The 26,040-nt window shown below is 71.2% G+C and carries 17 protein-coding genes; 5 read left to right on the top strand and 12 right to left on the bottom strand.

Annotated features, from left to right (window positions below):
* Positions 1 to 151 precede the first annotated feature (151 nt).
* The 3 genes from AB0B14_RS25335 (at position 152) to AB0B14_RS25325 (ending at position 3,134) form a co-directional block, all read left to right on the top strand.
* On the top strand, positions 152 to 745 hold the full coding sequence (locus tag AB0B14_RS25335; RefSeq protein ID WP_357078107.1) for a nucleotidyltransferase family protein: 594 nt from the start codon (positions 152 to 154) through the stop codon (positions 743 to 745).
* Between the two features lie 57 nt (positions 746 to 802).
* Positions 803 to 1,561, top strand: a complete 759-nt coding sequence (locus AB0B14_RS25330; RefSeq protein WP_357524569.1) for a hypothetical protein — start codon at positions 803 to 805, stop codon at positions 1,559 to 1,561.
* A 229-nt stretch (positions 1,562 to 1,790) separates the two neighbouring features.
* On the top strand, positions 1,791 to 3,134 hold the full coding sequence (locus tag AB0B14_RS25325) for a choice-of-anchor A family protein (protein ID WP_357524585.1): 1,344 nt from the start codon (positions 1,791 to 1,793) through the stop codon (positions 3,132 to 3,134).
* A gap of 222 nt (positions 3,135 to 3,356) precedes the next feature.
* Here AB0B14_RS25325 and AB0B14_RS25320 read toward each other — a convergent pair whose 3' ends face one another.
* From AB0B14_RS25320 to AB0B14_RS25265, 12 genes are all read right to left on the bottom strand, one after another.
* Complete coding sequence (locus tag AB0B14_RS25320) at positions 3,357 to 4,766, bottom strand: GH1 family beta-glucosidase (protein WP_357524568.1); 1,410 nt, start codon at positions 4,764 to 4,766, stop codon at positions 3,357 to 3,359.
* Positions 4,763 to 6,994, bottom strand: coding sequence for an alpha-xylosidase (yicI, locus tag AB0B14_RS25315; protein ID WP_357078116.1), 2,232 nt, complete (start codon positions 6,992 to 6,994; stop codon positions 4,763 to 4,765). Before yicI ends, AB0B14_RS25320 begins: the two co-directional genes overlap by 4 nt.
* Complete coding sequence (locus tag AB0B14_RS25310) at positions 6,991 to 7,863, bottom strand: carbohydrate ABC transporter permease (protein ID WP_357078119.1); 873 nt, start codon at positions 7,861 to 7,863, stop codon at positions 6,991 to 6,993. Before AB0B14_RS25310 ends, yicI begins: the two co-directional genes overlap by 4 nt.
* 1 nt (position 7,864) lies before the next feature.
* Positions 7,865 to 8,833 (bottom strand): sugar ABC transporter permease, encoded by a 969-nt coding sequence (locus AB0B14_RS25305; RefSeq protein ID WP_357524566.1) that lies wholly within the window; start codon positions 8,831 to 8,833, stop codon positions 7,865 to 7,867.
* A 67-nt stretch (positions 8,834 to 8,900) separates the two neighbouring features.
* Positions 8,901 to 10,205: an extracellular solute-binding protein gene (locus AB0B14_RS25300; protein ID WP_357078125.1), complete on the bottom strand. Its 1,305-nt coding sequence runs from the start codon at positions 10,203 to 10,205 to the stop codon at positions 8,901 to 8,903.
* 77 nt (positions 10,206 to 10,282) lie between these two features.
* Positions 10,283 to 11,314, bottom strand: coding sequence for a LacI family DNA-binding transcriptional regulator (locus tag AB0B14_RS25295; RefSeq protein WP_357078169.1), 1,032 nt, complete (start codon positions 11,312 to 11,314; stop codon positions 10,283 to 10,285).
* Between the two features lie 655 nt (positions 11,315 to 11,969).
* Positions 11,970 to 12,878, bottom strand: coding sequence for an amidohydrolase family protein (locus AB0B14_RS25290; protein ID WP_357524564.1), 909 nt, complete (start codon positions 12,876 to 12,878; stop codon positions 11,970 to 11,972).
* Positions 12,875 to 13,684: a metal-dependent hydrolase gene (locus AB0B14_RS25285; protein ID WP_357078131.1), complete on the bottom strand. Its 810-nt coding sequence runs from the start codon at positions 13,682 to 13,684 to the stop codon at positions 12,875 to 12,877. The genes AB0B14_RS25290 and AB0B14_RS25285 overlap by 4 nt, the downstream gene beginning before the upstream one ends.
* Positions 13,685 to 13,786: 102 nt before the next feature.
* Complete coding sequence (locus AB0B14_RS25280; RefSeq protein ID WP_357524562.1) at positions 13,787 to 15,421, bottom strand: protein kinase; 1,635 nt, start codon at positions 15,419 to 15,421, stop codon at positions 13,787 to 13,789.
* 119 nt (positions 15,422 to 15,540) lie between these two features.
* Positions 15,541 to 17,391 carry a serine/threonine-protein kinase gene (locus AB0B14_RS25275; protein ID WP_357524560.1) on the bottom strand — a complete coding sequence of 617 codons (1,851 nt, stop codon included), beginning with the start codon at positions 17,389 to 17,391 and terminating at the stop codon, positions 15,541 to 15,543.
* Positions 17,392 to 17,474: 83 nt separating this feature from the next.
* Complete coding sequence (locus AB0B14_RS25270; protein WP_357524558.1) at positions 17,475 to 18,809, bottom strand: glycosyltransferase family 4 protein; 1,335 nt, start codon at positions 18,807 to 18,809, stop codon at positions 17,475 to 17,477.
* A 136-nt stretch (positions 18,810 to 18,945) separates the two neighbouring features.
* A complete protein-coding gene (locus tag AB0B14_RS25265; protein WP_357524556.1) occupies positions 18,946 to 20,889 on the bottom strand; it encodes an amylo-alpha-1,6-glucosidase in 1,944 nt (647 codons plus the stop codon).
* A gap of 81 nt (positions 20,890 to 20,970) precedes the next feature.
* Here AB0B14_RS25265 and AB0B14_RS25260 point away from each other — a divergent pair, with 81 nt between their 5' ends.
* Both AB0B14_RS25260 and AB0B14_RS25255 read left to right on the top strand, forming a co-directional pair.
* A complete protein-coding gene (locus tag AB0B14_RS25260; protein WP_357074701.1) occupies positions 20,971 to 23,637 on the top strand; it encodes a glucosidase in 2,667 nt (888 codons plus the stop codon).
* A 219-nt stretch (positions 23,638 to 23,856) separates the two neighbouring features.
* Positions 23,857 to 25,944: an IPT/TIG domain-containing protein gene (locus AB0B14_RS25255; RefSeq protein ID WP_357524554.1), complete on the top strand. Its 2,088-nt coding sequence runs from the start codon at positions 23,857 to 23,859 to the stop codon at positions 25,942 to 25,944.
* Positions 25,945 to 26,040: the final 96 nt, after the last annotated feature.

Here is a 26,040-nt window from a genome sequence, read left to right as displayed (position 1 = left end):
ATCAGCGGAGTGGTGTATAACGATTGCACTATTTCTCCTTTTCGCCCCGCTACTCTCGGCTGGCCGTCCTCGTTGCAGTGTCCGTAGGAGGGGCGGACCGGTCACGGTCGGTCCCACGCTGGAGGGGGCGCAGCTGAACGGGATCGCAGGAATGATCATCGCCGCGGGCGGGGGACGACGGATCGGTGGTCCCGAGGCGCTGCTGCACCAGGGCGAGAAGCCACTGGTCAACCAGATGATCGACACGATGACCGAGGCGGGCTGCGAACGCATCGTGGTCGTGCTGGGTGCCGCCGCCGAGCAGGTCCGGGAAACCGCCGACCTGGGCCGGGCCACAGTCGTCATCAACAAGGCGTGGGGCACCGGGGTCGGCTCGTCCATCCGGGCCGGTCTGGCCGCCCTGGACGACGAGGGGATCGAGGCGGTGGTGGTGGTCCCCGTCGACATGCCGGGGTTGACCGCCGTCGCGGTTCGCCGGGTGGCCGCACTGCCGTACCCCGATGTGTTGGTCTGCGCCACCTACGACGGGCTGCGCGGCTACCCGATGCTGTTCGGCCGCCGGCACTGGCCCGGCATCGCCACCCTGGCCAGCGCCGACGTGGGCGCCCGACCGTACCTGCTGGCGCACAAGGACCAGATCGTCGACATCGCCTGCGACTCGGTGGCCGACGGCAGCCGCGTCGACACCCCGGAGCTGATGGCGCTCTACGGCCTGACCGTCCCGCCGCAGCGGGTCGGGGTCTGAGGTGGCCTGAGTATCCGTGCTGATGTGCCGGGCCGCCCAGCGGCGATACTCGGTGCCATGCGTCGACTCGCCACCCCCCTGCTGTGCCTGGCCGCGCTCGTCAGCTGCGCCAGGCCGGGCGAAACGCCGGTGCGGGACGGCCCGACCGCAGACGCCGGTTGGGCCACCTACCAGGCTGACGTCACGGCCGTCCGGGTCGGCACGGACCTGCGCTCGCTCGTGCTGACCGTGGCGCTGCCGGGTGACGCGGACGGTTGCTCCCGGAACCCGCGAATCACCAACCTCGTCGAGGAGAACAACCGCGTCCACGCCGACGTGGTGCAGGAATCGCGCCTGTCCGCGGTGGTCGGGGCCTGCCCCACCCACACACCGGCCGAGGTGACGTTGACAGCGTCGGGGCCGATCGCCGGCCGGACCGTCGTGCTCAACCAGGAGCCGTGGAAGGTCGACGGCGCGGCGTACCACCGCTGCGACCCGACGTTCGGGTGCGGTCCGATGCCGAAGGACCACTGTGACCAGGCGTGGGTCGGCGTCGTGGTCCGCGGCATGGACGTGTCCCGGCACTCCACCGGATCGGTCGAGGGCTGCGACGGCATCTGGTTGGTGATGACGGTGCCGTTCGATCCGGTGCCGTGCGGTGTCGAGGCGCGGCCCGGCTGCGACTCGTCGGTCAACGTGCGTCGCTACTTCCTGCGGTGGGCCGGCCAGGGCGGCTGGAAGAGGATCGCCAGCTCGACGGAGGCCGGCTGCGGACGCGTCCGCGCCACCGAGCCGGCCTTCCCGAGCAAGCTCTGCGCCGACCTGCCCACCCCCTGATCGGGGCCAGCCCCTCTCCGGTGACTCCGGGCCGAGCCGTTGATGGGGTGGTTTGGGCGATGCATCACCTTTTGGGTGATTTCCTGGACCGGGCACCCCTTGCCGCGAGGGGGCTCGTTACCGGTTCGTGACCTTTGCTGAGACAGTGCAGATGAGAGCGACTACCAGGGTGGGCACTCGACGCCTGCTTCTGCCCCTGGTGGGCGGGGCGACCGCCGTCCTGCTGGCGATGCTGGCGACCACCTCCGAGGCCCAGCCCCGGCTAGCCGTCGATCCGGTGGCCGGCACGCAGGGCTTCCTGGTCATGACCGCCGGAGACGCGCGGCTGATCGGTGCCGAGAACGAGGGGACCATCGCGGTCGGGGGCAACCTCAGCTTCGGCAACTATCAGGTCGCCGGGAGCAGCGCCGGGTCTTTTGTGGTGCCGCCGGACAGTAATCCGACGGCCCTGCTGGTGGGCGGCCGGGTCGACTTCGCCGCCAGTGTCCCCGGGTCGCGGTTGCAGGTGTTGGGGAGCGGCTACGTGAAGGTCGGCGACCTGACCGGCACCTTCGTCCGCGACACCGACAACAACGGTGCCCTGGTCAACACCCGGGTCCTGCCGGTGGACGACTACGAGGCAGCACCCCGGGTCGAGCTCGTGACCCGGCAACCCGTGGCGAGTGTCGGCCCCTCCTCGCCGCTGGATTTCGGCAGCGCGTTCGAGGGTTTCCGCGCGACCGCCACCAGCCTGGCCACCTGTCAGCAGAACGTCGTGCTGACCACTCCGGAGGGTGCCCCGTTGCCCCGGCCCGTTCCGCCGGGCAGCAACGCGGTGGTCAACCTCGCCCCCGGTGTCACGAACGTGCTCAACCTGTCCGCCAGCGATCTTGCCAACATCTCGGTGCTCACCTTCGCCGACCAGCCCACCGCCGAAACGCCACTGCTGGTCAACGTGGACACCAGCGACGTCGGTGACGCGTTCGTCTGGCGGGTGCCGAACTTCGCCGGGATCGGTGGAGACCAGGCCAGATACATCCTGTTCAACCTCCCGACCGCCACCTCGATCACCCTCACCGACGACAGCGCGACGCTGGAGGGCACGATCTACGCGCCCAACGCCGCCCTGAATGCCGCGACGAACGGCAACATCGAGGGAAGCATCATCAGCCGGACGCTGACGCACGACGGCGGGGAGATCCACGACTTCCCGTTCTCGACGCTGCTGAACTGCTCCCAACCGACGCCGACGCCAACAGCGTCGACGCCGACCCCCACACCGACGACGCCGACCCCCACACCGACGACACCGACCCCCACACCGACGGGGCCGACGCCCACACCGACCGGGCCGACGCCCACACCGACCGGGCCGACACCCACACCGACGCTGCCCACGCCGACACCGACCGGGCCGACCTCCGCACCGACGACCCAGCCGCCGGTGAACCCGACGGGCTACCCGACCAAGCACCCGTTGCCGGTCACCGGCACCTCGACCTGGCCGATGCTGGGGATAGGGAGCGCCGGAGTCGGCCTCGGTGTGGCCCTGCTACTGCTGGCCCGACTGAGACTGCGACGTAACGAGAACTAAGACCGGTGATGGTGGGTCCAGGACAGGGTCCTGGACCCACCGACGCCAGGTCAGGCACCTGAGAGGCAGTGGCGCACGTCGTCAATCGCGAGCCGCGGGAGGCGTCGCGTCGCGCATCCCAGAACGTGTGATGCCGGTGAGTCATCAAGATGACTCACCGGCATCACGCTCGTCAGGGCATGGCCGCCCGACCGGTGGTGATCGGAGCGGGCGTGGCAGACCTCAGTCCTGCGCCGAGTCCAGCTCGCCGGTGGCGGCCAGCCGCTGGTACCAGTGCGCGCTGTCCTTCCAGGTGCGGACCTGCGTGTCGTAGTCGACGCGGATGATCCCGAAGCGGCGGTCGTAGCCGTAGCCCCACTCGAAGTTGTCCAGCAGCGACCAGACGAAGTAGCCACGGACGTCGGCACCCTGCGCGCGGGCGTCGGCCATCGCACCGATGTGCCGGCGCAGGTAGTCGATCCGCCGGTCGTCGTGGATCCGGCCGTCGGCCGACACCACGTCGTCGAACGCCGCGCCGTTCTCGGTGATCATCATCGGCTGGCTGGGGTATTCCCGGTGCAGGCGCAGCAGCAGCTCGGTCAGGGCCGGCGGGTCGATGTTCCACCCCATCGCCGTGTACGGGCCGGGCTGCGGCAGGAAGTCGACGTTGTCGGCGGCGACCCACGGCGTCGACGTCGACGCACCGTGCCCGTCGGCGTCGGAGCGGGCCGACACCCCGTCCCAGGCCCGGACCAGGGTGCTGGAGTAGTAGTTGACCCCCAGCACGTCCAACGGCACCGCGATCAGCTTCTCGTCGCCCGCACGGACGAACGACCAGTCGGTGACCGACGCCGTGTCGGCCAGCAGGTCGGCCGGGTATTCACCGTCCAGCATCGGCCCGAGGAACGCCCGGTTGGCCAGGGCGTCGATCCGCCGCACCGCGTCGGAGTCGGCTGCCGAGTCGGAGGCGCCCCGGATGACGTGCAGGTTGAGCGTCACCGACAACTCGGCGGCCGGCGCCAGCTCCCGGACCACCCGACCGGCCAGGCCGTGCGCGAGGTTGAGGTGGTGCACCGCGGCCAGCGCCGCCGCCGGCTCGGTCCGACCCGGGGCGTGCACGCCGGAGGCGTAGCCCAGGTACGCCGAGCACCACGGCTCGTTGAGCGTCGTCCAGGTGTGCACCCGGTCGCCCAGCGCACCGACGATGCCGGCCGCGTACTCCTGGAAGCGCAACGCGGTCTCCCGTGCCGCCCAGCCGCCGGCGTCCTCCAACTCCTGCGGCAGGTCCCAGTGGTACATGGTGGCCACCGGATGGATGCCCCGCTCCAGCAGACCGTCCACCAGCCGCGAGTAGAAGTCGACGCCGGCCTGGTTGAAGCGGCCCGAGCCGCCCGGCTGCACCCGCGGCCAGGCGATGGAGAACCGGTACGCGCTGAGCCCGAGATCGGCGATGTGCCCCAGGTCGTCGGCCCACCGGTGGTAGTGGTCAGCGGCCACGTCGCCGGTGTCGCCGTTGAGCGTCCGACCAGGCGTGTGGCTGTAGGTGTCCCAGATGGACGGTCCGCGGCCGTCCTCGGTGGCCGCACCCTCGATCTGGTACGAGGCTGTCGCCGACCCCCAGACGAAGCTCTCCGGGAAGTGGTGTCGCGTCATCGTTCCGTCCCCTGGATCTCGCAGCTGTAGCCCGTCGAGGCACCGGCGACCAGTTCCGCACTGGCCGTCCCGCCCTCGTAGCGCACGTCGAACTCGGCGCCCGGCCCGTCCCCGGGTGACGGTACCCGGACCCGGGTCCGCTGCCCCTCGGCCGGTGCGTACAGCCGCAGCCGCACATCGTCGGCCCACTCGTAGTCCGGTCGGTCGGTGCGGGAGCCGAACGGGATGACCGCGCCGGGCCGGGCCAGCACCGGCAGGCTGTCGAACGCGTGCTTCTCGGTGACCCACGCCGGGCCGGTGACCTGCGCGCCGCTGACCAGGTGCGTCCAGGTGCCGGCGGGCACGTAGTAGGTGACGTCGCCGTCGGCGCTGAACACCGGCGCGACAAGCACGTCCGGGCCGAGCATGTACTGGCGGTCCAGGTGCGCCGTGGCCGGGTCGTCCGGGAACTCCAGGAACATCGGGCGCATCACTGGCGTACCGTCGCGGTGCGCCTCCTGGGCGGCGGCCGCGAGGTACGGCATCAGGCCGAGCTTGAGCCGGGTGAAGTGCCGCAGCACGTCCACGGCCTCGTCGTCGAACGCCCACGGCACCCGGTACGAGCCGGAGCCGTGCAGCCGCGAGTGTGAGGAGAGCAGCCCGAACGCGACCCACCGCTTGAACACGGCCGGATCGGGGGTGCCCTCGAAGCCGCCGATGTCGTGGCTCCAGTAGCCGAAGCCGGACGCGGCCAGCGACAACCCGCCGCGCAGCGACTCGGCCATCGCGACGAACGTCGACTCGCAGTCGCCGCCCCAGTGCACCGGGAACTGCTGCCCCCCGGCGGTGGCCGAACGGGCGAACAGCACCGCCTCGCCCTTGCCGCGCTCGGTCTCCAACAGCTCGAAGACCGCCTTGTTGTAGAGGTAGGAGTAGTAGTTGTGCATCCGCTGCGGGTCCGAGCCGTCGTGCCACACCACGTCGGTCGGGATGCGCTCACCGAAGTCGGTCTTGAAGCAGTCGACGCCCATGTCCAGCAGGGCTTTGAGCTTGCCGGTGAACCAGCGCACCGCGTCCGGGTTGGTGAAGTCCACGAGCGCCATGCCGGCCTGCCACTTGTCCCACTGCCAGACCGACCCGTCCGGGTTGCGGACCAGGTAGCCGGCCTCGCGGCCCTCCTCGAACAGGTACGAGCGCTGCGCGATGTACGGGTTGATCCAGACGCACACCTTCAGGTCCCGCTCGTGCAGCCGGCGCAGCATCCCCTCCGGGTCGGGGAAGGTCGCCGGATCCCAGACGAAGTCGACCCAGTGGAACTGGCGCATCCAGAAGCAGTCGAAGTGGAACACCGACAGCGGCAGCCCGCGCTCGGCCATCCCGTCGACGAACTCGGTCACCGTCTTCTCGTCGTACGAGGTGGTGAACGAGGTGGACAGCCACAGCCCGTACGACCAGGCGGGGATGCGGGCCGGTCGGCCGGTGAGGGCGGTGTAGCGGCGCAGCACGTCCTTCGGGTCGGGCCCGTCGATGACGTGGTAGGTGAGCGACTGCCCCTCGACGCTGAACTGGTTCTGCGCGACGACCTCGGAGCCGACCTCGAACGACACGTGCTCCGGGTGGTCGACGAACACCCCGTAGCCGGCGCTGCTGAGGTAGAACGGCACGTTCTTGTACGCCTGCTCGCTGGCGGTGCCACCGTCGGCGTTCCAGATGTCGACGGTCTGCCCGTTCTTGACGAACGGGCCGAAGCGCTCGCCCAACCCGTACACCGTCTCGCCGACACCGAGCGCGAGCCGCTCGTGCACGTGCCGGCGGCCCTCGGCGTCGGTGACGACGCCGATGCTGCGCCCGGTGGACGCGGTGACCAGCCGGTCGCCGTGCCGGAACTCGACCCGCCACCCGTCGACGAGCGCGACCCGCGCGGTCAGCTCACCGGTGGTCAGCGTCGCGCTGATCCCGGTGACGTCGACGGTGACCGGGTGCGTCTCGTCGGTGCTCAGCCCGAAGTGCGGCTCGCGGGGCAGCCCGCCGGTGTGGTGGGCGATGGTCACCCCGATGACGCCGGGGGCGGGGGAGAAGAACCGGACGGTGACCAGGGCACGGTTCAGGGTGTCGCCGCGACCGGTGATCGGGGCCGTCGGCGCGAAGACGGTGAAGCCGCGCTCGTCCGGCTCGACCGACTCCACCACGCCGGGGCGTAGGACGCTGACACCGGGGCGTAGTTGCCAGTACCCGTCGGTGAACTTCACTTCTCGGCTCCTGCCGTGATGCCGCGCGCCAGGGTGCGCTGGAAGATGAGGAAGAAGAGGATCGCCGGCACCAGGCTGATCAGGGCGCCGGCGTTCGTGGTCGGAGCGTCCATCAGCCGGTCACCCTGCAGCGACGCGAGCGCGACCGGGATCGTCTGCGTCTGGTTGTCGATCAGCATGACCAGCGGGATGAGGAACTCGTTCCACGTCCAGATGAAGAAGAAGATGAGCAGCACCGAGAGGGTGGGCCGCAGGTTGGGGAAGACCACCCGCCACAGCACCGTCCACTTGCCGGCGCCGTCGAGCGCGGCGGCCTCCAGCAGCGAACGCGGGAACGTCCCCAGCACCGAGGCGAGCAGGTAGGTGCCGAACGCGCTCTGGATGACGGTGAAGATGATGATCACCGAAAGCTGGGTGTTGTAGAGGCCGATCTGCTTCGCCACGTAGTACAGCGGGTAGATCAGTGCCTCCTGCGGCAGCATGTTGGCCAGCAGGAACAGCCCGACGATCCAGAGCCGACCACGGACCCGGCCGATGCCCAGGGCGTACGCGTTGAGCAGTGACACGGCGACGCCGAGCACGGCCACGGAGCCGGCGATGAACGCCGAGTTCCAGAGCTTGAGCGGGAAGTTCACCTCGGTCCAGTACGTGCGCAGACCCTTGGTGTAGAACTCGCTCGGCCAGCTCAACGGGCCACTCGACGAGTAGTCACCTGGCGACTTGAACGCGTTGAGCAGCATGAACGCGAACGGCACGAGCATGACCAGCGCGCCGAGGACGACCAGGGCGAGCACGATCCAGCGGCTGACGCCGCGGTGGTGCCGATCGGGTACGGGGCCCCGGACGGGCAGCGGAGTGATGACGGCCATTTCAGTTCCCCCGGTCCCGGCGCTCGCTGCGCGCCTGCATCCAGATGAAGACCACGGCCACCAGAACGATGATCAGGGTAAGCACGGTGGAGATCGCGGAGCCGTAGCCGACCTGCAACTTCTTGAAGAACGTGTAGTACGCGAAGTAGCTCGGCACGTTCGTGGCGTTGTCCGGGCCGCCCCGGGTCAGGGCGAAGATCGGCCCGAACACCTTCAGCGCGGCGATGGTGCAGGTCAGGGCCACCACGAAGGTTTCCGGCCGGATCTGCGGGAGGGTGATCGCGCGGAACCGGTGGACCCAGTTCGCGCCGTCGACCTCGGCCGCCTCGTACAGCTCCGGATCGACCCGCTGCAGCGCCGCCATGAAGACGACCACGGGGTAGCCGATCTGCACCCAGATCATCACCGCCATCACGGCCGGCAGGGCGGTGCCCGGGTCGCCGAGCCAGTCGTGGCGCAGCGCGCCCAGACCGATCGCGTCGAGCAGGCTGTTGAACGCGCCGTCGGGGCGCAGGATCCAGCCCCAGACGATGCCCGCCACCACGACGGGCAGCACCTGCGGGAGGTAGAACGCGGCCCGCAGCGCGGCGGCGGTGCGAGGCTTGAACCGCCGGCCGATCACGTCGAAGAGCACCGCGGCGAGCAACAGCCCGAGCAGGGTGGGCACCACCACCATCGCGACGATCATCCAGACGGTGTTGCGGAACGACGCCCAGAACACGTCGTCCTGCATCAACTGCTGGTAGTTGTCCAGGCCGACCCACCTGGGGTCACCGATGCCGGACCACTTGGTCAACGACAGGTAGAGGGTGCCGACCAGGGGTGCGCCGATCACCAGGAGGAAGAGCACCGCTCCGGGGAGCAGGTAGAGCCAGTACGCCGCGTCGCGGCCGCGGCGTCTGCGGCTGGGCGCGGGCGGGGTGGGCGTCGCGGCTGATGGTGTGGCGGCGACGGTCTCGGAGACTGCCATGGAAGATCCTTCCCGGCGGGGCGGGCGGGCGCGCCGGTCGTACCGGTCGCGCCCGCCGCTCGCCGTGTCACTTGCCGGTGATCTCCTTGACGCCGTCGGCGTACGGCTTGGCGATCGCGTCGAGAACCTGGTCGGGGGACTTGGAGCCGTTGATCAGGCCCTGGAAGCCGGAGACCAGCACGTCGTAGTAGCCGGGGACCGGCCAGTCCGGGTAGAAGGCGAGCCCGTCGGACTTGCTGACCGTGTTGAAGTCCTCGATCAGCTTGCGGTCCTTCGGGTCGCTGATCTTCGACGCGTCGGCGGCGATCGGCACACCACCGTTGTTGCCGATCAGGTCCTGGATCTCCGGACGCAGGGTGATGTCGATGAAGTCGTACGCCAGGCTCTTGGCCTTGCTGTTCTCCGGGACGACCCAGAGGTTGCCGGAGGAGCCGGCCTGCAGGGTGTTGCCGGGGAAGAGGAAGGTGTCCCAGTTGGCCTTCATCTCGGTCTTGAACCGGCCGAACCACCAGCTACCCGAGACGATCATCGGAACCTTGCCACCGATGAAGGCGGTGCCCATGTCCTCGGCCTTGAGGCTTGCCGAGTTCTTGGCGACGTAGCCCTTGCGCACCCACTCGGCGAAGGTGTCCGCGCCGTACTTGAGGGGGTCGGCCTTGAAGTCGACCGGGTTCTTGTAGAGCTGGTAGTTGTCGACGAACTGCCGGTCACCCTTGGACAGGGCGAGCTGGTAGAAGAGCTGCCCGGCCGGGTACTCGGCGCCGGCCATGCCCAGTGGGGTGACGCCCTTGCCGACGAAGGTGTCCATCGCGGCGGTCATCTCGGCCATGCTGGTCGGCACCTTGACGCCGTTGCGCTGGAACAGGTCCTTGTTGTAGTAGACCGTGACGTACTCGCCGTAGTTCGGCACGCCGAACCACTTGCCCGAGCCCATCACACCCTTGTCGCTGTAGCGGGCGGTGGTCTGCAGGCTGGGGCTGAGCTTGCCGGCCCAGCCGCGCTTGTCGGCCTCGGCGCTCAGGTCGGAGAGCAGGCCCTGGGTGGAGAGCAGACCGGCGGTCGCGTTGCCCTTGTTGTACTCCATGATGTCCGGGCCCTCGGACGAGTTGATGATCATGCCGGCGTTCTGCTGGATCTGCTCGAACGCCTTGCGCTCGAAGCGCACCTCGACGCCCGGGTGCTCGGTCTTGAAGATCTCGATGGCCTTGTTCCAGCCGACCCCCATGGCGCTGTTCTCGCTCTCGTAGTGCCAGAGCTTGAGAACCTTGGCGTCGCTGTCGTCCCCGTTGTCGCCACCGCCGCAGGCGGCCACGGTGGTCGTCGCGGTCGCCGCCAGGGCGATCGCGGCGACGATCCGGCGGAGTCGCTGCATTACAATCCTCCTCGTTGAGTATCTAGCGGTACTGCACGGGGCCCGTCGTCGCGTTGCAGCGCGGCGGCGGGCCGTTCCTACTGGTCAGCCCCCATGAGGTGGCGGCTTCGTGGTGCGGCTGTCGATCCCCGGATCTCTAATGCGCAGGGCAGCAACTGCTGGTGGCGTTGATCGCCGGGGCCGTCCAGGTGGCGCACCAGCGCCTCGATCGCGATCCGACCCAGCGCCGACCCGGGTGACGTCATCGCGGTCAGCGCCGGGGTCGCCAACTCGGCCACCTGCGTCGAGGTGACCATCGAGACGACGGAGACGTCCTCGGGCACCGACAACCCGCGCCCGGTCAGCTCGCCGAGGATGCCGAAGATCGCGGTCTCGTTCATGGCCAGCACGGCGGTCAGCTCCGGGGCCTGCGCGAACGCGGCGGCCAGGGCCGCGCGACCGCCGGCGGCGCTGTCCTCGGCCGTGATCATCAGCGGGTCGAGGCCGTGCCCGGTCATCGCCGCGACAAAGGCGTCCCGGGTACGCAGCGCGGGCCCGTAACCGCTGGCCACCGTCGCGGCCGAGTGGTTGACGTAGACGATCCGCCGGTGCCCGAGACCGACCAGGTGCGCGACGGCCTCCCGGACGGTCTGGTCGAAGTCGATGTCGACGTAGGAGAGCGCGCTGGTGTCGCCGGTGCGGCCGATCAGGACCAGCGGTACGCCGGCCTCCTGGAGCACGGTGACCCGCTCGTCGGCGAGCTGGACCTCCATCAGCACGACACCGTCGAGCATCCGCTGGGTGGCCAGCCGACGCAGGTCGTCGAGGTCACCACCACCGACCGGCGAGAGCACCAGGTGGTAGCCGGCCGCGCTGGCCGCCGCCGCGGCGCCGGTGACGAAGGCGGTTTCGGTGGCACCGAGGCCGCGCTCGTCCATCGGCATCAGCAGGCCGAGGATCCGACTGCGGCGACTGGCCAGGCCACGGGCCATCGCGTTGGGCTGGTAGTCGAGCTCGGCCATCGCGGCGAGCACCTTGCCCCGGGTGGCCTGCGAGATCGGTCGGGCGCCGGTGAGCACGTACGAGACGGTGCTGACCGAGACGCCCGCGAGGCGGGCGACGTCGTGCATGGTGGCCACCGCGCACCTCCTCTGGCCAGGCGTGGGATCGCTCCCGCATGATCGTCGAAACGCTTCGACGAAGCGGTTCGACAGACGCTAGGCCACCTGTTACGGCGACGTCAATAGCCGATGTCGAAGAGAATTCGGAGCAGCGCGATCCCGTCCTGCCCGCCCGTCCTGCCCGCCCGTCCTGCCCGCCCGTCGTGCCCGCAGCGTGCCGAGCGCTTCCGCGTGCGTCCCGGAGGAGCCCTACTCAAGATCGCGCTCGATCCTGGTTGTCAACGCCGTTGCGTTAGGTGGAATGGCTGTTCGTCAACCAGCACTTGCCTCGCCGATCATGGAGTTGTGGTGGGTAACAGAACGCCCGTAAAACCCCCAAAGTCGGCACCACAACTCCATGATCGCCAAGCCGGGGCCAACCCGCTCCCCGATCGGGCACTTCCTGTCCCGGGTTGACCCGCCGGCTACAGCCCTAACGCAACGGTGTTGACAACGAGGATCGAGCACGATCTTGAGGGCTGGGCTGGGCTGGGCTGGGCTGGGCTGGGGCAGCAACATCCCTGTTGCGCGGATCTTGCGCGCTGGGCCCGCCACGCTGGGCTTGCGCTCGTCCTGCCGTGCGCGGGGGTGCGAGGGCGCGGCGGAGTGGGGCGGGATGCCCCGGTCAGGTCAGATCGAACAGCCTGGCGGCGTTGTCCCAGCAGACCGCGCGCAGCCAGTCGTCGCCGAGGTCCAGTCGGGCCAACCCGGTCAGTTGGTCGGCGTACGGGTGGGGGATGTTCGGGAAGTCGCTGCCGAGCAGCACTTTGCCGGCCAACCCCAACTCGCGCAGCCGGGGCAACTCGTCGCGGGGGAAGGGGACGAACTGGTCCAGGAACGGGGTGAACGCCATCGTGGTGTCCAGGCGGACCCGCTCGTACGCAACGGCGAGGTCCATGAACTCCCGATAGTCCGGTGCGCCGAGGTGCGCCACCACCGCGGGCAGGCGAGGGTGCCGGGCGAGCAGGGCGGCGAACGAGTCGGGGCCGGTGTGTGCCGTTCCCACCGGGGCGTGCCCGGCGTGTACGACCACCGGCACATCCGCGTCGGACAGCATCCCCCACACCTGGTCCAACGCCGGGTCGGTCGGCGCGAAACCACCGACCTGCACGTGCACCTTGAACACCCGGGCCCCGCCGGCCAGTGCCGCCGCGACGTATCCGGGGGCGTCCGGTTCGGGGAAGAACGTGGCCGAGGGCAGGCAACCCGGGGTGTCGCGGGCGAACTCCAGCGTCCAGCGGTTGAGGTCGGCCGCCATGCCCGGCCGGTGCGCGTACGCGAGGGCGCTGAACGCCCGCACCCCGAGGCGGCGCAGGTGCGCGACCCGGTCGGCATCGCTCCACCGGTACCGGATCGGCCACTCGGTGCCGACCAGCGGCCCGGGCGCGTCGAAGTACGCCCACACCCGGCGCATCAGCCGTGGTGGTAGGAAGTGCACGTGTACGTCGGCCAGGCCGGGCAGCCCCAGCGCGTGCCAGAACGCCGGCACCCGGTCGTCGGCCGTCGGCGGTGACCCGAGCGCCGGACCAGTCACATCTCGATGTCGAACCGGCTCAGCACCGAGGGCGCGATCAGGCCGACGGTGGCCAGCGCCGAGACGACGGTCAGCGCGATGCGCATGCCGACCACCTCGGCCTTGCTGCCGACCCGCAGGGCGATGCGGTTCGGCAGGCCGATCATCATCCACATGCGTCGTTTGATCGGGATCGGCCAGAGGATCGGCACACCGGCTCGGGTGATCATGTCGCCGAGGATGTGCACGAAGCAGCCCACCCCCAGGGCGGTGCCGATCAGCGGATAGCCGCGCCCACCCGGAAGGTTGGCGAAGGTGAACCAGGCGGCCCCGGCCGACGCCAGCGTGATGATCACCCAGCCGGCCCGCTCGGCCCACTCGTCGAACAGCCCGCGCAGGGCGAGGCCGAACATGAAGAACAGGATGGTGATCACCGCCCACTTGCCGTACGCGGCACAGAGCGCGGTGGTGCCCCAGCCGACCAGCACGGTGAACGGCAGGGTGTGGGTCAGTGTCCGGTGCCCGTTGTTGCGGCGCGGGTCCCTGCTGAGCTTCGTGGCGTAGTAGACCCCGAGTGAGATCTTCTCCATCACCTCGGCGGCGAAGAGCGAGAAGACGCCGAAGGTGCGGGCCACCGTGGCCCCACCCTGGTTCTTGGTCACCTTGCCCGACATGTCGAGGTCGGGAAAGAGGGCGCCGCCGGCGCACACCGCGGTGCCCACCGCCAACGCGAGCGGCGACTGGTGGTAGTCGGCGAACTGGTCCAGTGCCCAGGACCCGGCCAACCACGCCGCCGCGCCGGACAGCGCGTGTTGCGGTCCCATCATCTCGGCTCACCCTCCCCAGGGATCTTGAGCGCCAAAACTACGCCACTGTAGTCAGCGTCGGCGCCGCAGGGGCATCACCCGGAAGGTCCACATCGGACGGGATCACGCCGCGGGGCTGAAGCTCTGCCGGATCATCGGCAAGTATGCCGCGTTGACCTGCCAGTCGAACTCTTTTGTCAACCACGAGACGGTGTAGGAACGGTCGGCCGAGGTGTTGGCCAGCAACCGGAAGCTGTGCAGCTCGTCACCGGCGGCGTTCACCCAGCCGCACTCCCAGACCGCGCCGCCCTCGAAGATGTCCATCGCGGAGATGTCCACCCTGCGGTAGCCGGTCAGCAGCGCCTCGCCGGTGGTGAGCCGCGTCTCCTCGGCCTTCCAGTACGCCACCGGGTCGGCCCGCACGGGCCCCGCCTCGACACTGAGCACCCGGGCGCCGTCGTGCTCCCGGAAACAGGTCACCGCCCCCTCGGTCCAGCGTGTCCAGCCCACCGGCACGGCGATCCGGAACCCGGTCGGGTCGACGTGCCAGGTCCAGCCGTCGCGCAGCCGGTAGGGCGCGTCGGCCGGGCGCGACACCGAGGCCACCGGCGTGGCCGTCGACGGCGGTGGCGGTGGTGCCGCGCAGGAGAACGCGGCCGGCCGGGAGGTCGGCGTGCCGCCTCCGGAGCCGGACGGTGGTGTCCGCTCGACGTGGCGGCCGGCAAGTGTCAACGTCACACCCGCGGCGACGAGGAGGGCGGTTGTCGCTCCGCCCAGAACGATCAGACGACGCCGTCTGCCGGGCCGGTTGCCCGTCGGGCGAGCCGGCGTCGGCGGTTCGTCGGGCGGGGCCTGCGGCTCGACCGGGTCGGGCTGGACGGCTCGGCTCGCGCTGCGTACCGCGGCCACCGCCGAGGACCGCTCCGGCGCGACGGGCTGGTCGGGGTCCGCCGCGACAGCGCGTAACAGTGGCTCCACCTCGGTGGCGGTCAACCGCCGCCAGGGGTCGCGTTGCAGCAGGCCGGTGAGCGCGGGGCGCATCGGGCCGGCGCGGCGCATCGGGTCCGGTGGGTCGGTGGCCAGTGCGCTGAGCGTGGCCATGGCACTCGACCGGGCGTACGGGGACTGCCCCTCGACCGTCGCGTAGAGCGTCGCGCCCAGCGACCACAGGTCGGTACGCGGATCCGACACCCCTTCGCGGGCCCGCTCCGGCGCGACGAACTGCGGCGAACCGAGCACGGTGCCCGGGCCGGTCATCGCACCCTCACCACCGTCGAAGGTGGCCAGCCCGAAGTCGGTGAGCACCACCCGCCCGTCGTCGGCGACCAGCACGTTGTGCGGCTTCACGTCGCGGTGCAGCACCCCGGCGGCGTGCGCGGCCCGCAGCGCGGCGAGCACCGCCAGCCCGATCCGGGCGGTGCGCTGCGGGCTCAGCGGCCCGTCGGCACTGATGATCTGCTGCACCGACCGGGACGGCACGTACTCCATCACGATCCACGGGCTCTCCCGGTCGTGCACCACGTCGTAGATGCGGACCACATTGGGGTGATTGAGCCGGGCGGCGGTGCGTGCCTCGCGCAGGGTCCGCAGCCGCAACTCCTCGCGTTCGGCCTCGGCCAGCCAGGACGGCGGCACGACCTCCTTCACCGCGACGTCGCGGTGCAGCATCTCGTCGCGAGCAAGCCACACCCGACCCATCCCGCCGGTGCCGACCAGGTCGAGCAGCCGGTACCGACCCGCGATCAGCAACTGATGCACGGTCGCTCCCCCTTGGTCACCCCGGGTTACACGATAGCCACCGATCTCGGTGTTCTCATCCGCTGAGCGGCCTCGATCCACGCCGGACGGTGGTCCGGATCATGGCCGTACGGTGCAGGTCAGCGGGGTGGTCGGAAACTCTTTCGCACCACCGCCCAGTCGGCGTCGGCCGCCGCCCAGTCTTCCTCGGCGGTGATCCAACCCAGTGTCCAGGGTGCGGCGCCGACGACGAGTTGTCGGGCGTGCAGCAGTGGCCCGTCCGGTGCCCGCCAGCGGCACTCCCACTCCGCACCGCCGTCGCGCGCGGCGAGTCGGATCTCGTCGTACTCGGGTAGTGCCCCGGCTCCGGCCGCCGCGTCGCGGACCTGCCGCAGCCCGACCAGCGGATCGGTGGCGCCGCCCGCGGCGACGCTGAACGCCCGGCCGGTCGCCGGGTCCTGGAAACAGGCCGTCACCCCGTCGCGCGAGTAGTACCAGGTTGCCGGCACGGAGACCCGGAAGCCGGCGGTGTCGGCGTGCCAGATCCAGCCGGACGGCGGCCGGAACCGTTCGCCGGGGGCCGGCGCGCGGGCCGGCACCGGGGCACCGCCGATGTCCGGGCGGACGCAGTCGAACGGTGGCGGGGGCACGCCGGGCCCGCCCGGTGGCGGTCGGCGCCGCTCGGGGCCAGGGCCGGGGCCGTCCGGGCCGCCGCCGCCCGGCGGTGCGTACGGCGGTGGGTCGGAGGTCCGGGCAGTGTCGGCGGGTCGGTCGGCGGTCACGGCCAGGGTGGTGCCGACGCCGGCGGCCGCGGCCACGAGTAGTGACACGGCGACCAGCGCGGCCCGCCGTGTCGTGCGCCGCCCCTTCGGTTCGTCGGGCACCGGAACCGCATCGCCCGGTCCGTTGTCCTGACCGGGCGGGGGAAGCGGGATGGTCGGCTCCTGACCGGCCAGTTCGTCGGCCCCGGCGGGCGGGTCGCCCGGCGCCGGATCGAGCCGACCCGCCGACCCCGCCCCGGACGCCGACGCCGACGATGACCCGGACGCTGACGCTGGCCGCGAGGACGACCCCGGCGACGACCGGGACACTGACGCGGACCCGGACGCGGACGGTGACCCCGAGGACGAGCCGGGCGACGACCTCGGCGGCGACGCTGCCCCCGATGTCGGGGACGGGTCGGTGTGGCCGGCCGCGGCCCGGAGCAGCAACCGGCGGGCCGCGGCGTGGTCGAGGCGGTGGCGCGGGTCGCGGCGCAGCAGCCCGGCGAGCACCGGCGCGAGCGACCCGGCGTGCGGGGCCGGGTCCGGCGGGCCGGCGGCCAGTGCGCTCAGGGTGGCCATCGCGGTGCTGCGGGCGTACGGGGAACGGCCCTCCACGGCGGCGTGCAGGGTCGCCCCGAGGGACCACAGGTCGGCGGCGACAGTGGACGCCCCCTCGGCGGCCCGCTCCGGTGCCACGTACTGCGGGGAGCCGAGGACCATGCCGGGGCGGGTCGTCACCCCGTCGCCGCCGTCGAAGGTGGCCAGCCCGAAGTCGGTGAGCATCACCCGACCGTCGTGCGCCACGAGCACGTTCTGTGGCTTGATGTCGCGGTGCAGCACCCCGGCGGTGTGCGCGGCGTGCAGCGCGTCGAGGATGGCGAGGCCGATCCGGGCGGCGTGGGCCGGCTCAAGTGGCCCCTCGGCGTCCACCAGGTCCTGGAGTGTGCGGGACGGGACGTACTCCATCACGAGCCACGGGTTGTCGTCGACCGAGATGACGTCGTAGAGCCGGACCACGGCGGGGTGGTTGAGCCGGGCCGCGGCGCGGGCCTCCCGCAGGGTGCGCGAGCGTGCCTCGGCGCGCTCGTGGTCGGCCAGCCACGTCGGCGGCACGATCTCCTTGACGGCGACCTCGCGGTGCAGCATCTCGTCGCGGGCCAGCCACACCCGACCCATGCCCCCGCGACCCACCAGGTCGAGCAGCCGGTACCGACCGGCGATCAGCACCTGCGCACGCTCCTCCTCAGCCGCTGTCCGGGCTACACCCTAACCAGCGGATCGGGAGTCACCTATCGGTAGTCCGACTTGGCTCAGCACGCGGCGTGGTCCACGCGCGCCAGCAGATTTCCCTCCGGGATGGCGATCCGGGCACGTCCACCTGCCAGTCGGGCCGTGGCGCGGCGGGCCTGTAGCGGGCCGTGCTCCCGACGGGCCGCGGTGTAGCTGGCGGCGGTGCGGGCCGCGATCGTGGTCCACCCGTACTGTTCGCCGACCATGGTGCGGGCCCGGCGCGCCACCCTCCGGGCGAAGATCTCGTCGTCGAGCAGTTGACCGACCGCGCCGGCGAGCGCGTCCGGGTCGCTGTGGGGGAACGTCACTCCGGTCACGCCGGACTCCACGATCTCGGCGAGGCCGCCGGTGCGGGCCACGGCGAGCGGCGCCCCGGCGGCTGCCGCCTCCAACGCCACCATGCCGAACGGCTCGTAGAGGCTGGGCACCACTGTCGCGTCGGTGGCGCCGAGCATCGCCGGCAGCTGGGTGGCATCGAGGAAGCCGGTGAACCGGACGGTCGAGGACAGCGCCAGCCGGCGGGCCTGGGCCTCCAACTCGGCGCGGTACGGGCCGTCGCCAGCGATCACCACGCGCAGCCCCGGGTGCCGCTCGCGCAGTCGGGGCACCGCGTGCACCAGGTGCTGGACGCCCTTCTCGTAGACCAGCCGCCCGGCGTACCCCACCAACGGGCCGTCCCCGGCGAACCGTGCCCGGGCCGACGCGACCGCGCGTGGACGGGCCCGCCAGGCCCGGCCGTCGACCCCGTTGGGCACCACGTCGACCTGGGTGGCCGGGATGTCGAACAGGGCCTTCACCTGCTCACGCATGTAGCCGGAGCAGACGATCACCCGGCTGGACTCGCTGCTGAGCCACTGCTCGACGCCGTGGATGGTGCGGTTCATCTCCTCCGGCAGCCAGCCCTGGTGCCGCCCCGCCTCGGTGGCGTGCATGGTGGTGACCAGGGGCAGGTCCAGGTGGTCGCGCAACGTCATCGCGGTGTGGGCGACGAGCCAGTCGTGGGCGTGGATGACGTCGTAGGCGCCGGCCTGGGTGGCGCGTAGGGCGGTGCGGGTGAGGGTGTGGTTGAAGGCCATGGTCCAGGCCAGCAGGGAGTCGGTGGCGAGGGGGAAGGTGACCGGGTCTTCGGGGGCGCGCAGGATGCGGACGCCGTCTGCGTACTCCTCCATGGGTGCGCCGACGGTGTGGCGGGTGACGACGGTGACCTCGTGGCCGGCGGCGGCGAGGGCGACGGAGAGGGCGTGCACGTGGCGGCCGAGGCCGCCGACGAGCACCGGCGGGTACTCCCAGGACAGCATCAGGATGCGCAGCTGCCGGGCGGGGTGGATGTCGATCACGTGGGCGTCGGGTGACATGCGGCCCCCTTTGAGTTGTCCCCGGGCGCGCGCCGACCGACACCGGATTGATGTCGCCGTCGCGTCTGGATCGGGGCCAATCCTGCCGGGACCGAGATAACCGGCGGCGACACCACCGTTGCGGTCGTGTAAAGCGCTACTGGCCCTTCCGGCGCACCCGCAGCAGCTCGGCCACCGACCACGCCTGGAATGGGCAGCCGGTCGCGGCGTGCGGCGCGAGGCCGTCGGCCGTCTCGCTTACCGAGCCTAATCCATATTCGGTCAGATGAGACTCAATCCCAACGAATGTGTCATCGACTGACATCTTCCCCCGGCGGGCGGCGTCGATGTACGGGCCGAGCAGCCACGGCCACACCGTGCCCTGGTGGTAGCCCCCGTCCCGCTCGGCCGGGCCACCCCGGTGCCGGCCCACGAACTCGGGCGAATCCTCCGCGAGGCTGCGCGGCCCGAGCGGGGTGAGCAACCCGTCCGCGACGCGGCGCAGCGTCGCCTCGTCCGGCTCCAGCGGCGCGAACGGCAGAGACCAGGCCAGCAACTGGTTGGGACGCAGCGCGTCGTCGTCGTGCAGGGCGGCCCCACCCAGGGGGTACGCCGGAGCGGGCGCGTCCAGCACGTCGTGCAGCCAGCCGGTCGGTGCCGGGAACCGCTCCCGGAACGAGGCGGTCGCCTGCCCGTGCCGTCGCCACAGCTCGTCCGCGTCCTGCCCGGCCAACTCGGTCAACTCCGCGAGCCCGGCCAGCCCGTTGATCCACAACGCGTTGACCTCGACCGGCTTGCCGGTACGCGGGGTGACCGGCACCCCGTACACGCGGGCATCCATCCAGGTCAGCGCGGTGCCGGCGGCACCCTGGCCGAGCAGCCCGTCGGCCGGGTCGACGGCGATCCCGTAGCGGGTGCCGGCCACGTGGGCGTCGATCACCGCACGCAGCGCGGGCAGCAACTCGTCGCCGAGATCGGTGTCACCGGTGACCGTGACGTGCCGGCTCACCGCGTGCAGGAACCACAAGGTGCCGTCGACGGTGTTGTACTCCACCCGGCCGGTGTCGGCCGTGTTGGCCAGCATCCCCTCGGACAGCGTCGCCGCGTACGACCGCAGCAGCGCCCGGCCCAGGTCGGCCCGACCGGTGCAGAGGAACAACCCCTCGTACGAGATCATCGTGTCCCGGGACCAGGCCCCGAACCAGGGGTAACCGGCGACCACGTCCACCGCCGCGTCGCCGGTGCGCACCACGAACGCGTCGGCGGCCAGCGCCAGGGTGGCCTCCACGTCGTCGGCCGGCTTCGCCGTCGCCACCACCTGCCGGTTGCGCCGCCGGGCCGTCGCCACGATCTCCTCCGCCGACGGTGGCTCCAGGTCGAGCGGATCGGCCCAGGCCCGCACCGACACCGTGTCGCCGGGGCGGTCCAACTCGCCGACGAAACGCCCCGCGTACCAGAGATCCTCGTCCGGGTGCAGGCCCCGGTTGGCCTCCTCGCGGTGGTGCACGCCCAGCCACCACTGCCCCTCCGGCGTCCAGCCCGGCCCGGCCAGCCGGTACGCGCCCTCGACCACCGCACCGCCGGCCACCGACTCGACCTGCGGGGTCGGGCCGTCGGCCCGCCGCTCGCCGTGCGCGTCGCGCCACGTGCAGGCGGCGGACAACTCCAGCCGGACGGGACCGCCGGCGACCAGCCGGTGCACCACCGCCACACAGGAGCGGCCGGGCAGCATGGCCACCTCCCGTTCGATCACCACCGACCCGATCCGCCACCGCCACCGGGGCAGGCCGTCGACCAGGTCGAAGCGTTCCAACAGCTCGAAGCCGCGCGGATCCACGTCGCCGGAGGACCACTCGTGCGCGCCGAGCCGGACCCGCGCACCGGACGGCAGGGTGACCGCCGGATCGAGACTCACCAGTCCCACCTGGCGAGACGCCGGGGTTTCGCCGGGAACCACCAGCAGACCGTGGTAGCGGCGGGTCCGCAGCCCGGCGACGGTGCCCATCGCGTAGCCGCCGAGACCGTCCGGAACCAGCCACTCCCGGCTGGCCGCGCTGGTCAGATCGCCGCAGACCTGCGGGCCGAAGTGAATGTCAATCAACTTTCCTCCACCGGCGGCGGGGTGTAACACGCCACGACGAGAATGGCCGCTGTGGTCAAGTACCGCGGCGACGTCAAAGATATGCACGTGATCACTGACCGATCGTCCTCCGACGCCTCGCCACCCGACGCCGAGCGGCTCCGGCTCGCCCAGGCGGACTCGGGGGAGCAGGACTGGCGCGCATGGGGTCCCTATCTGTCCGAACGGGCGTGGGGGACGGTACGGGAGGACTACAGCGAGCACGGTACGGCCTGGGACTACTTCCCACATGACCACGCGCGGTCCAGAGCTTACCGGTGGAACGAAGACGGGATGGCGGGCGTCTGCGACGAACGACAGACCTTCGCGTTCGCCCTCGCACTGTGGAACGGCAAGGACCCGATCCTCAAGGAACGGATGTTCGGCCTCGGCGGCGACACCGGCAACCACGGCGAGGACGCGAAAGAGTACTGGTGGTATCTCGACTCGACTCCAACGCACTCCTGGATGCGCTGGCGCTACCACTACCCGCAGGCCGCCTTCCCGTACGACGAACTCGTCGCGGTGAACGCGTTGCGCGGCCGCGACGACACCGAGTACGAGCTTGTCGACACCGGCATCTTCGACGACGACAGGTACTGGGCGGTGACCGTCGACTACGCCAAGGCGTCCCCGACCGACCTGTGCATGGTCGTCACCGTGGCCAACCGGGGCGACCGGGCGGCGACCCTGCACGTGCTGCCCACCCTGTGGTTCCGCAACACGTGGGCGTGGGGCCTGCCCGGTGGTGACCGCATCCCGAAACTGACCGGCCAGGGCACCCGGCTCGTCGGCGAGCACCGGGTGCTCGGCCAACTGCTGCTGGAGGGTGACGGCGGCCCGGTGCCGCTGCTCTGCGACAACGACACCAACGCCGAACGGCTCTGGGGTCTGCCCGGCCGCTCGCCGTACCCCAAGGACGGCATCAACGACCACGTCGTCAACGGCGCGGCCACCGTCAACCCCGCGCGGGAGGGCACCAAGGGCGCGCTGCACTACGTGCTGGACGTGCCGGCCGGTGGGCAACGCCAGATCCGGCTGCGGCTGACCCGCACCGCGTCGCCGCCGGCCGCCGCGCCGCCACCCCCGGCCGACCTCAGCGAGGGCTTCGAGGCCGTGGTGTGGGCGCGGCGGGCCGAGGCGAACCGCTTCTTCGCCGGTGTCATCCCATCGGCCGCCACCGCCGACGAGGCGCTGGTGGCCCGGCAGGCCATCGCCGGGCTGATGTGGGGCAAGCAGTTCTACCACTTCGACGTCAAACGCTGGCTCGAGGGCGACCCGGGTTCGACACCGCCGGCCGGTCGTCGACACGGGCGCAACAGCGCCTGGTGGCACATGACCAGTTTCGACGTCATCTCCATGCCCGACCCGTGGGAATATCCCTGGTACGCGGCCTGGGACCTGGCCTTCCACTGCGTCAGCATCGCCCGGGTCGACCCGGGCTTCGCCAAGGAACAACTGCTGCTCCTGCTGCGCGAGTGGTACCTGCATCCCAACGGACAGATTCCGGCGTACGAGTGGGCGTTCGGCGACGTGAACCCGCCGGTGCACGCGTGGGCGGCGCTGAAGGTGTTCGAGATCGACGGGGGTCGGGACTACGAGTTCCTGGGCCGGGTGATGCACAAGCTGCTGCTCAACTTCACCTGGTGGGTCAACCGCAAGGACACCGGCGGCAACAACGTCTTCGAGGGCGGTTTCCTCGGGCTGGACAACGTCGGGCCGTTCGACAGGTCGGCGGCGCTGCCGGTGGCCGGTGTGCTGGAGCAGTCCGACGGCACCGGCTGGATGGCCATGTACGCGCTCAACCTGCTGGACATGGCCATCGTGCTCGCCGAGCATGACCGGACCTGGGTGGACACCGCCACCAAGTTCTTCGAGCACTTCCTCTACATCGCCGCCGCCGCGTACGAACAGGGGTTGTGGGACGACGAGGACGCGTTCTTCTACGACGTGCTGCGCCTCGTCGACGGCACGAAGGTGCCGTTGAAGGTCCGTTCCGTCGTCGGCCTGCTGCCGTTGGCCGCGACCACCCGGCTCACCGCGAAGACCCTGCACCGCCTACCGGAGTTGGGCGCGCGGTTGCGCTGGTTCCTCACCAACCGCCCGGAGTACGCGCAGGTGATCGGCACCCGCCGGCTGGGCCCGGACGGCCGGCAGCAGCGACTGCTGTCCATGGTCGGTCAGGAGCAGGTGGTCCGACTGCTCGCCCGGATGCTCGACCCCGACGAGTTTCTGTCCGACTTCGGCCTGCGTACGCTGTCTCGTGCGCACCTGGACAAGCCGTTCTCGGTCACCCTCGGCGGCCAGGAGTTCTCCGTCGGCTACGAGCCGGCCGAGTCGACGAGCGGCCTGTTCGGCGGCAACTCCAACTGGCGTGGTCCAATCTGGATGCCGACGAACTTCCTGCTGGTCAGCGCGCTGCGCGACTACGCGGCGTTCTTCGGCGACGACCTCCAGGTGGAGTACCCGACCCGCTCCGGGGTGAAGCGCTCGCTCGACGAGATCGCCGACGACCTCTCCGCCCGGCTGATCTCGCTCTTCACCCAGGACGACTGGGGTCGACGGCCGATCTACGGTGCCGCCCAAATGTTCCAGACCCACCCGGACTGGCGGGACCTGATCTCCTTCCCCGAGTACTTCCACGGTGACAACGGGGCCGGCCTGGGAGCCTGGCACCAGACCGGCTGGACAGCCCTGGTAGCCGACCTGATCCTCACCCTCCGCCGCTGACCACCATCCCCACGTCCGCCCGGCCCGCAAGATCTGCTCGCGCCGCGCACTCCCTTGGGGTGCGATCGGGGGAGAAATGTACCTAATGCCATAACTTGTCCTGTTTTTCATCGTTCAGTCGTTGACGGGTATCGACCGCCGAGCACGCCCGTCAGTCGATCTGAACGGGGGAAATTGGTGAGCTCTGTCCTGCGAAGAATCACTACCGCATCCACAGCGATGCTTGTCGTCGGCCTGGCGACCCTGGGGCTGGGGACGCCGGCCTGGGCGGCGCCGGGTGACGCGAGCGCGCGAGGCGTGGTCGTCGACCTGTCCGCGGTGGTGCTCGGCACGCCGGTGATCAGCGCCGACGCGACAGTAGGCACGGCCGCCGCCCCGCCCGCCGGTGGCACCGACACCGACAACCAGGCCATCTCGCTGCCCGGGTCGATCGGCGTGACCGCCAGCGGCAACGTCGAGGTGACCGCCACCCGGGCGGTGGCCTCCTCGTCGGCGTCCGCCCGCGTCACCGACTTCAACCTGGCCGCGCTCGGCGTCGAGGTGCTGGGCCTGACCGAGGCCACCGCTACCGCGACCTGCCCGCAGGTCGGTGCGACAGGCGCCGGCACCACGCTTGTCGGGCTGGAGCTCTTCGGCTCGGCGGTGACGCCGGAGCCGAACGGCCCTCCGGTCGTGGCAAGCGTGCCCGTGGTGGTGCCGGGGCTGGTGGGTGCGATCCTGAGCGCCTCGTTGACCCGGGTCGAGACGACGACCGCCGACGGTGCCGCCGCGGTCGCCGTGCGGGCCGCCCTCACCCTGTCGGGCCTGCTTCTCGGCGAACAGACGACCATCCCGATCGGGACCGTGATCGTGGCCGAGGCCACCTGCGCGCGTCCGCCGGCGGCGCCCACCGCCGCGACGATCACTCCGGACGAGGGCCCGCAGGCGGGCGGCCAGACCGTGACGATCACCGGTACGGGCTTCGTCCAGGGTGGCACCACCGTCACCATCGACGGCGTGCCGGCGACCGGCGTCACGGTCGCGCCGAACGGCACCTCCCTCACGGCGGTCACCCCGGCCGGCGCGATCGGCCCGGCATCGGTGGTGATCAGCACGGTGAACGGCACGGCACCGCCGCTGGGCTACACGTACCTGGCCGGTGGGGGTGTGGTCACCGGTCTCTCGCCCACCTCCGGGCCGACCATCGGTGGCACGACGGTGACGATCACCGGGACCGGCCTCACCGGCGCGACCGCCGTGACCTTCGGTGGCACACCGGGCACCAACCTCGTCGTCGGCCTGGGCGGCACGTCGCTGACCGTGGTCACACCGCCGGGGCCGGCCGGCCCGGTGGACGTCACAGTGCTCCTCCCGGGTGGGAACGCGGACGCGCCGGACGGCTTCACCTACGTGGCCGTCGCGCCGACCGCCGGGGCGATAGCGCCGAACCAGGGGCCGCAGGCGGGCGGCCAGACCGTGACGATCACCGGTACGGGCTTCGTCCCGGGGAGCACGACTGTCACGTTCGACGGTGCTCCGGCCACCGACGTCACTGTCGACCCGCAGGGCACGTCGTTGACGGCGGTCACGCCGCCCGGCGCCGTCGGCCCGGCGGTCGTGGTGGTGAGCACCGGCGGTGGTGCGTCCGCGCCGCTGGACTACTCGTACCTGGCCGCCGGCGGTAACCACACCGTGACGGGGCTGACCCCGACGACCGGGCCGACCGCGGGTGGCACCACGGTGACGATCACCGGGACCGGCCTCACCGGCGCAACGGGCGTGACCTTCGACGGGGTGCCCGGCACCGGGTTCACCGTCAACCCGGCCGGCACCACGATCACCGTGGTCACCCCGCCCGGCCTGCCCGGCCCGGTGGACGTGACAGTGCAGGTGCCCGGTGACGACGTCGTCAGGGCGGACGGCTTCACGTACCGGATCGCCCCACCGGTCGTCGACGCGCTGAGCCCGGCCGAGGGGCCGGCAGCCGGCGGTAGCACCGTGACGGTCCGTGGTTCCGGCTTCGTTCCCGGTCGGACCGTGGTCACCGTCTGCGGTCAGACCATCCCGGCGAGCGGGGTCACCGTGGCGTCGGGCGGGCGTTCGTTGACCTTCCGTACGCCGGCCTGCGCGGCCGGGAACACCACGGTCACGGTACGCACCGATGGTGGGGTCTCCAGTGGGCTCGTCTTCCGCTACCTGCCGCGGAGCCTGCCGGTGACCGGTGACGCGATCGCCGTACCGTTGGCGGTCGGCGCGCTGTTGGCTCTTGCCGGCATGGTCCTCGTGCTGGTGACCCGGCGCGGGCGGCCCGCCGACCGGATCGGCTGACCGGCGGTCCCGGTCGGGGCCCAGTTCGGGCCCCGACCGGGACGCGCAGCGCGAAGAGGCCGACCACCAGGTGTGCCGGCGGCGCGAGAGCGTGTG

It is taken from the genome of Micromonospora sp. NPDC049171, from assembly GCF_040648275.1.
Classification (GTDB): domain Bacteria; phylum Actinomycetota; class Actinomycetes; order Mycobacteriales; family Micromonosporaceae; genus Micromonospora.
This window is presented reverse-complemented; position numbering and strand designations above follow the sequence as displayed.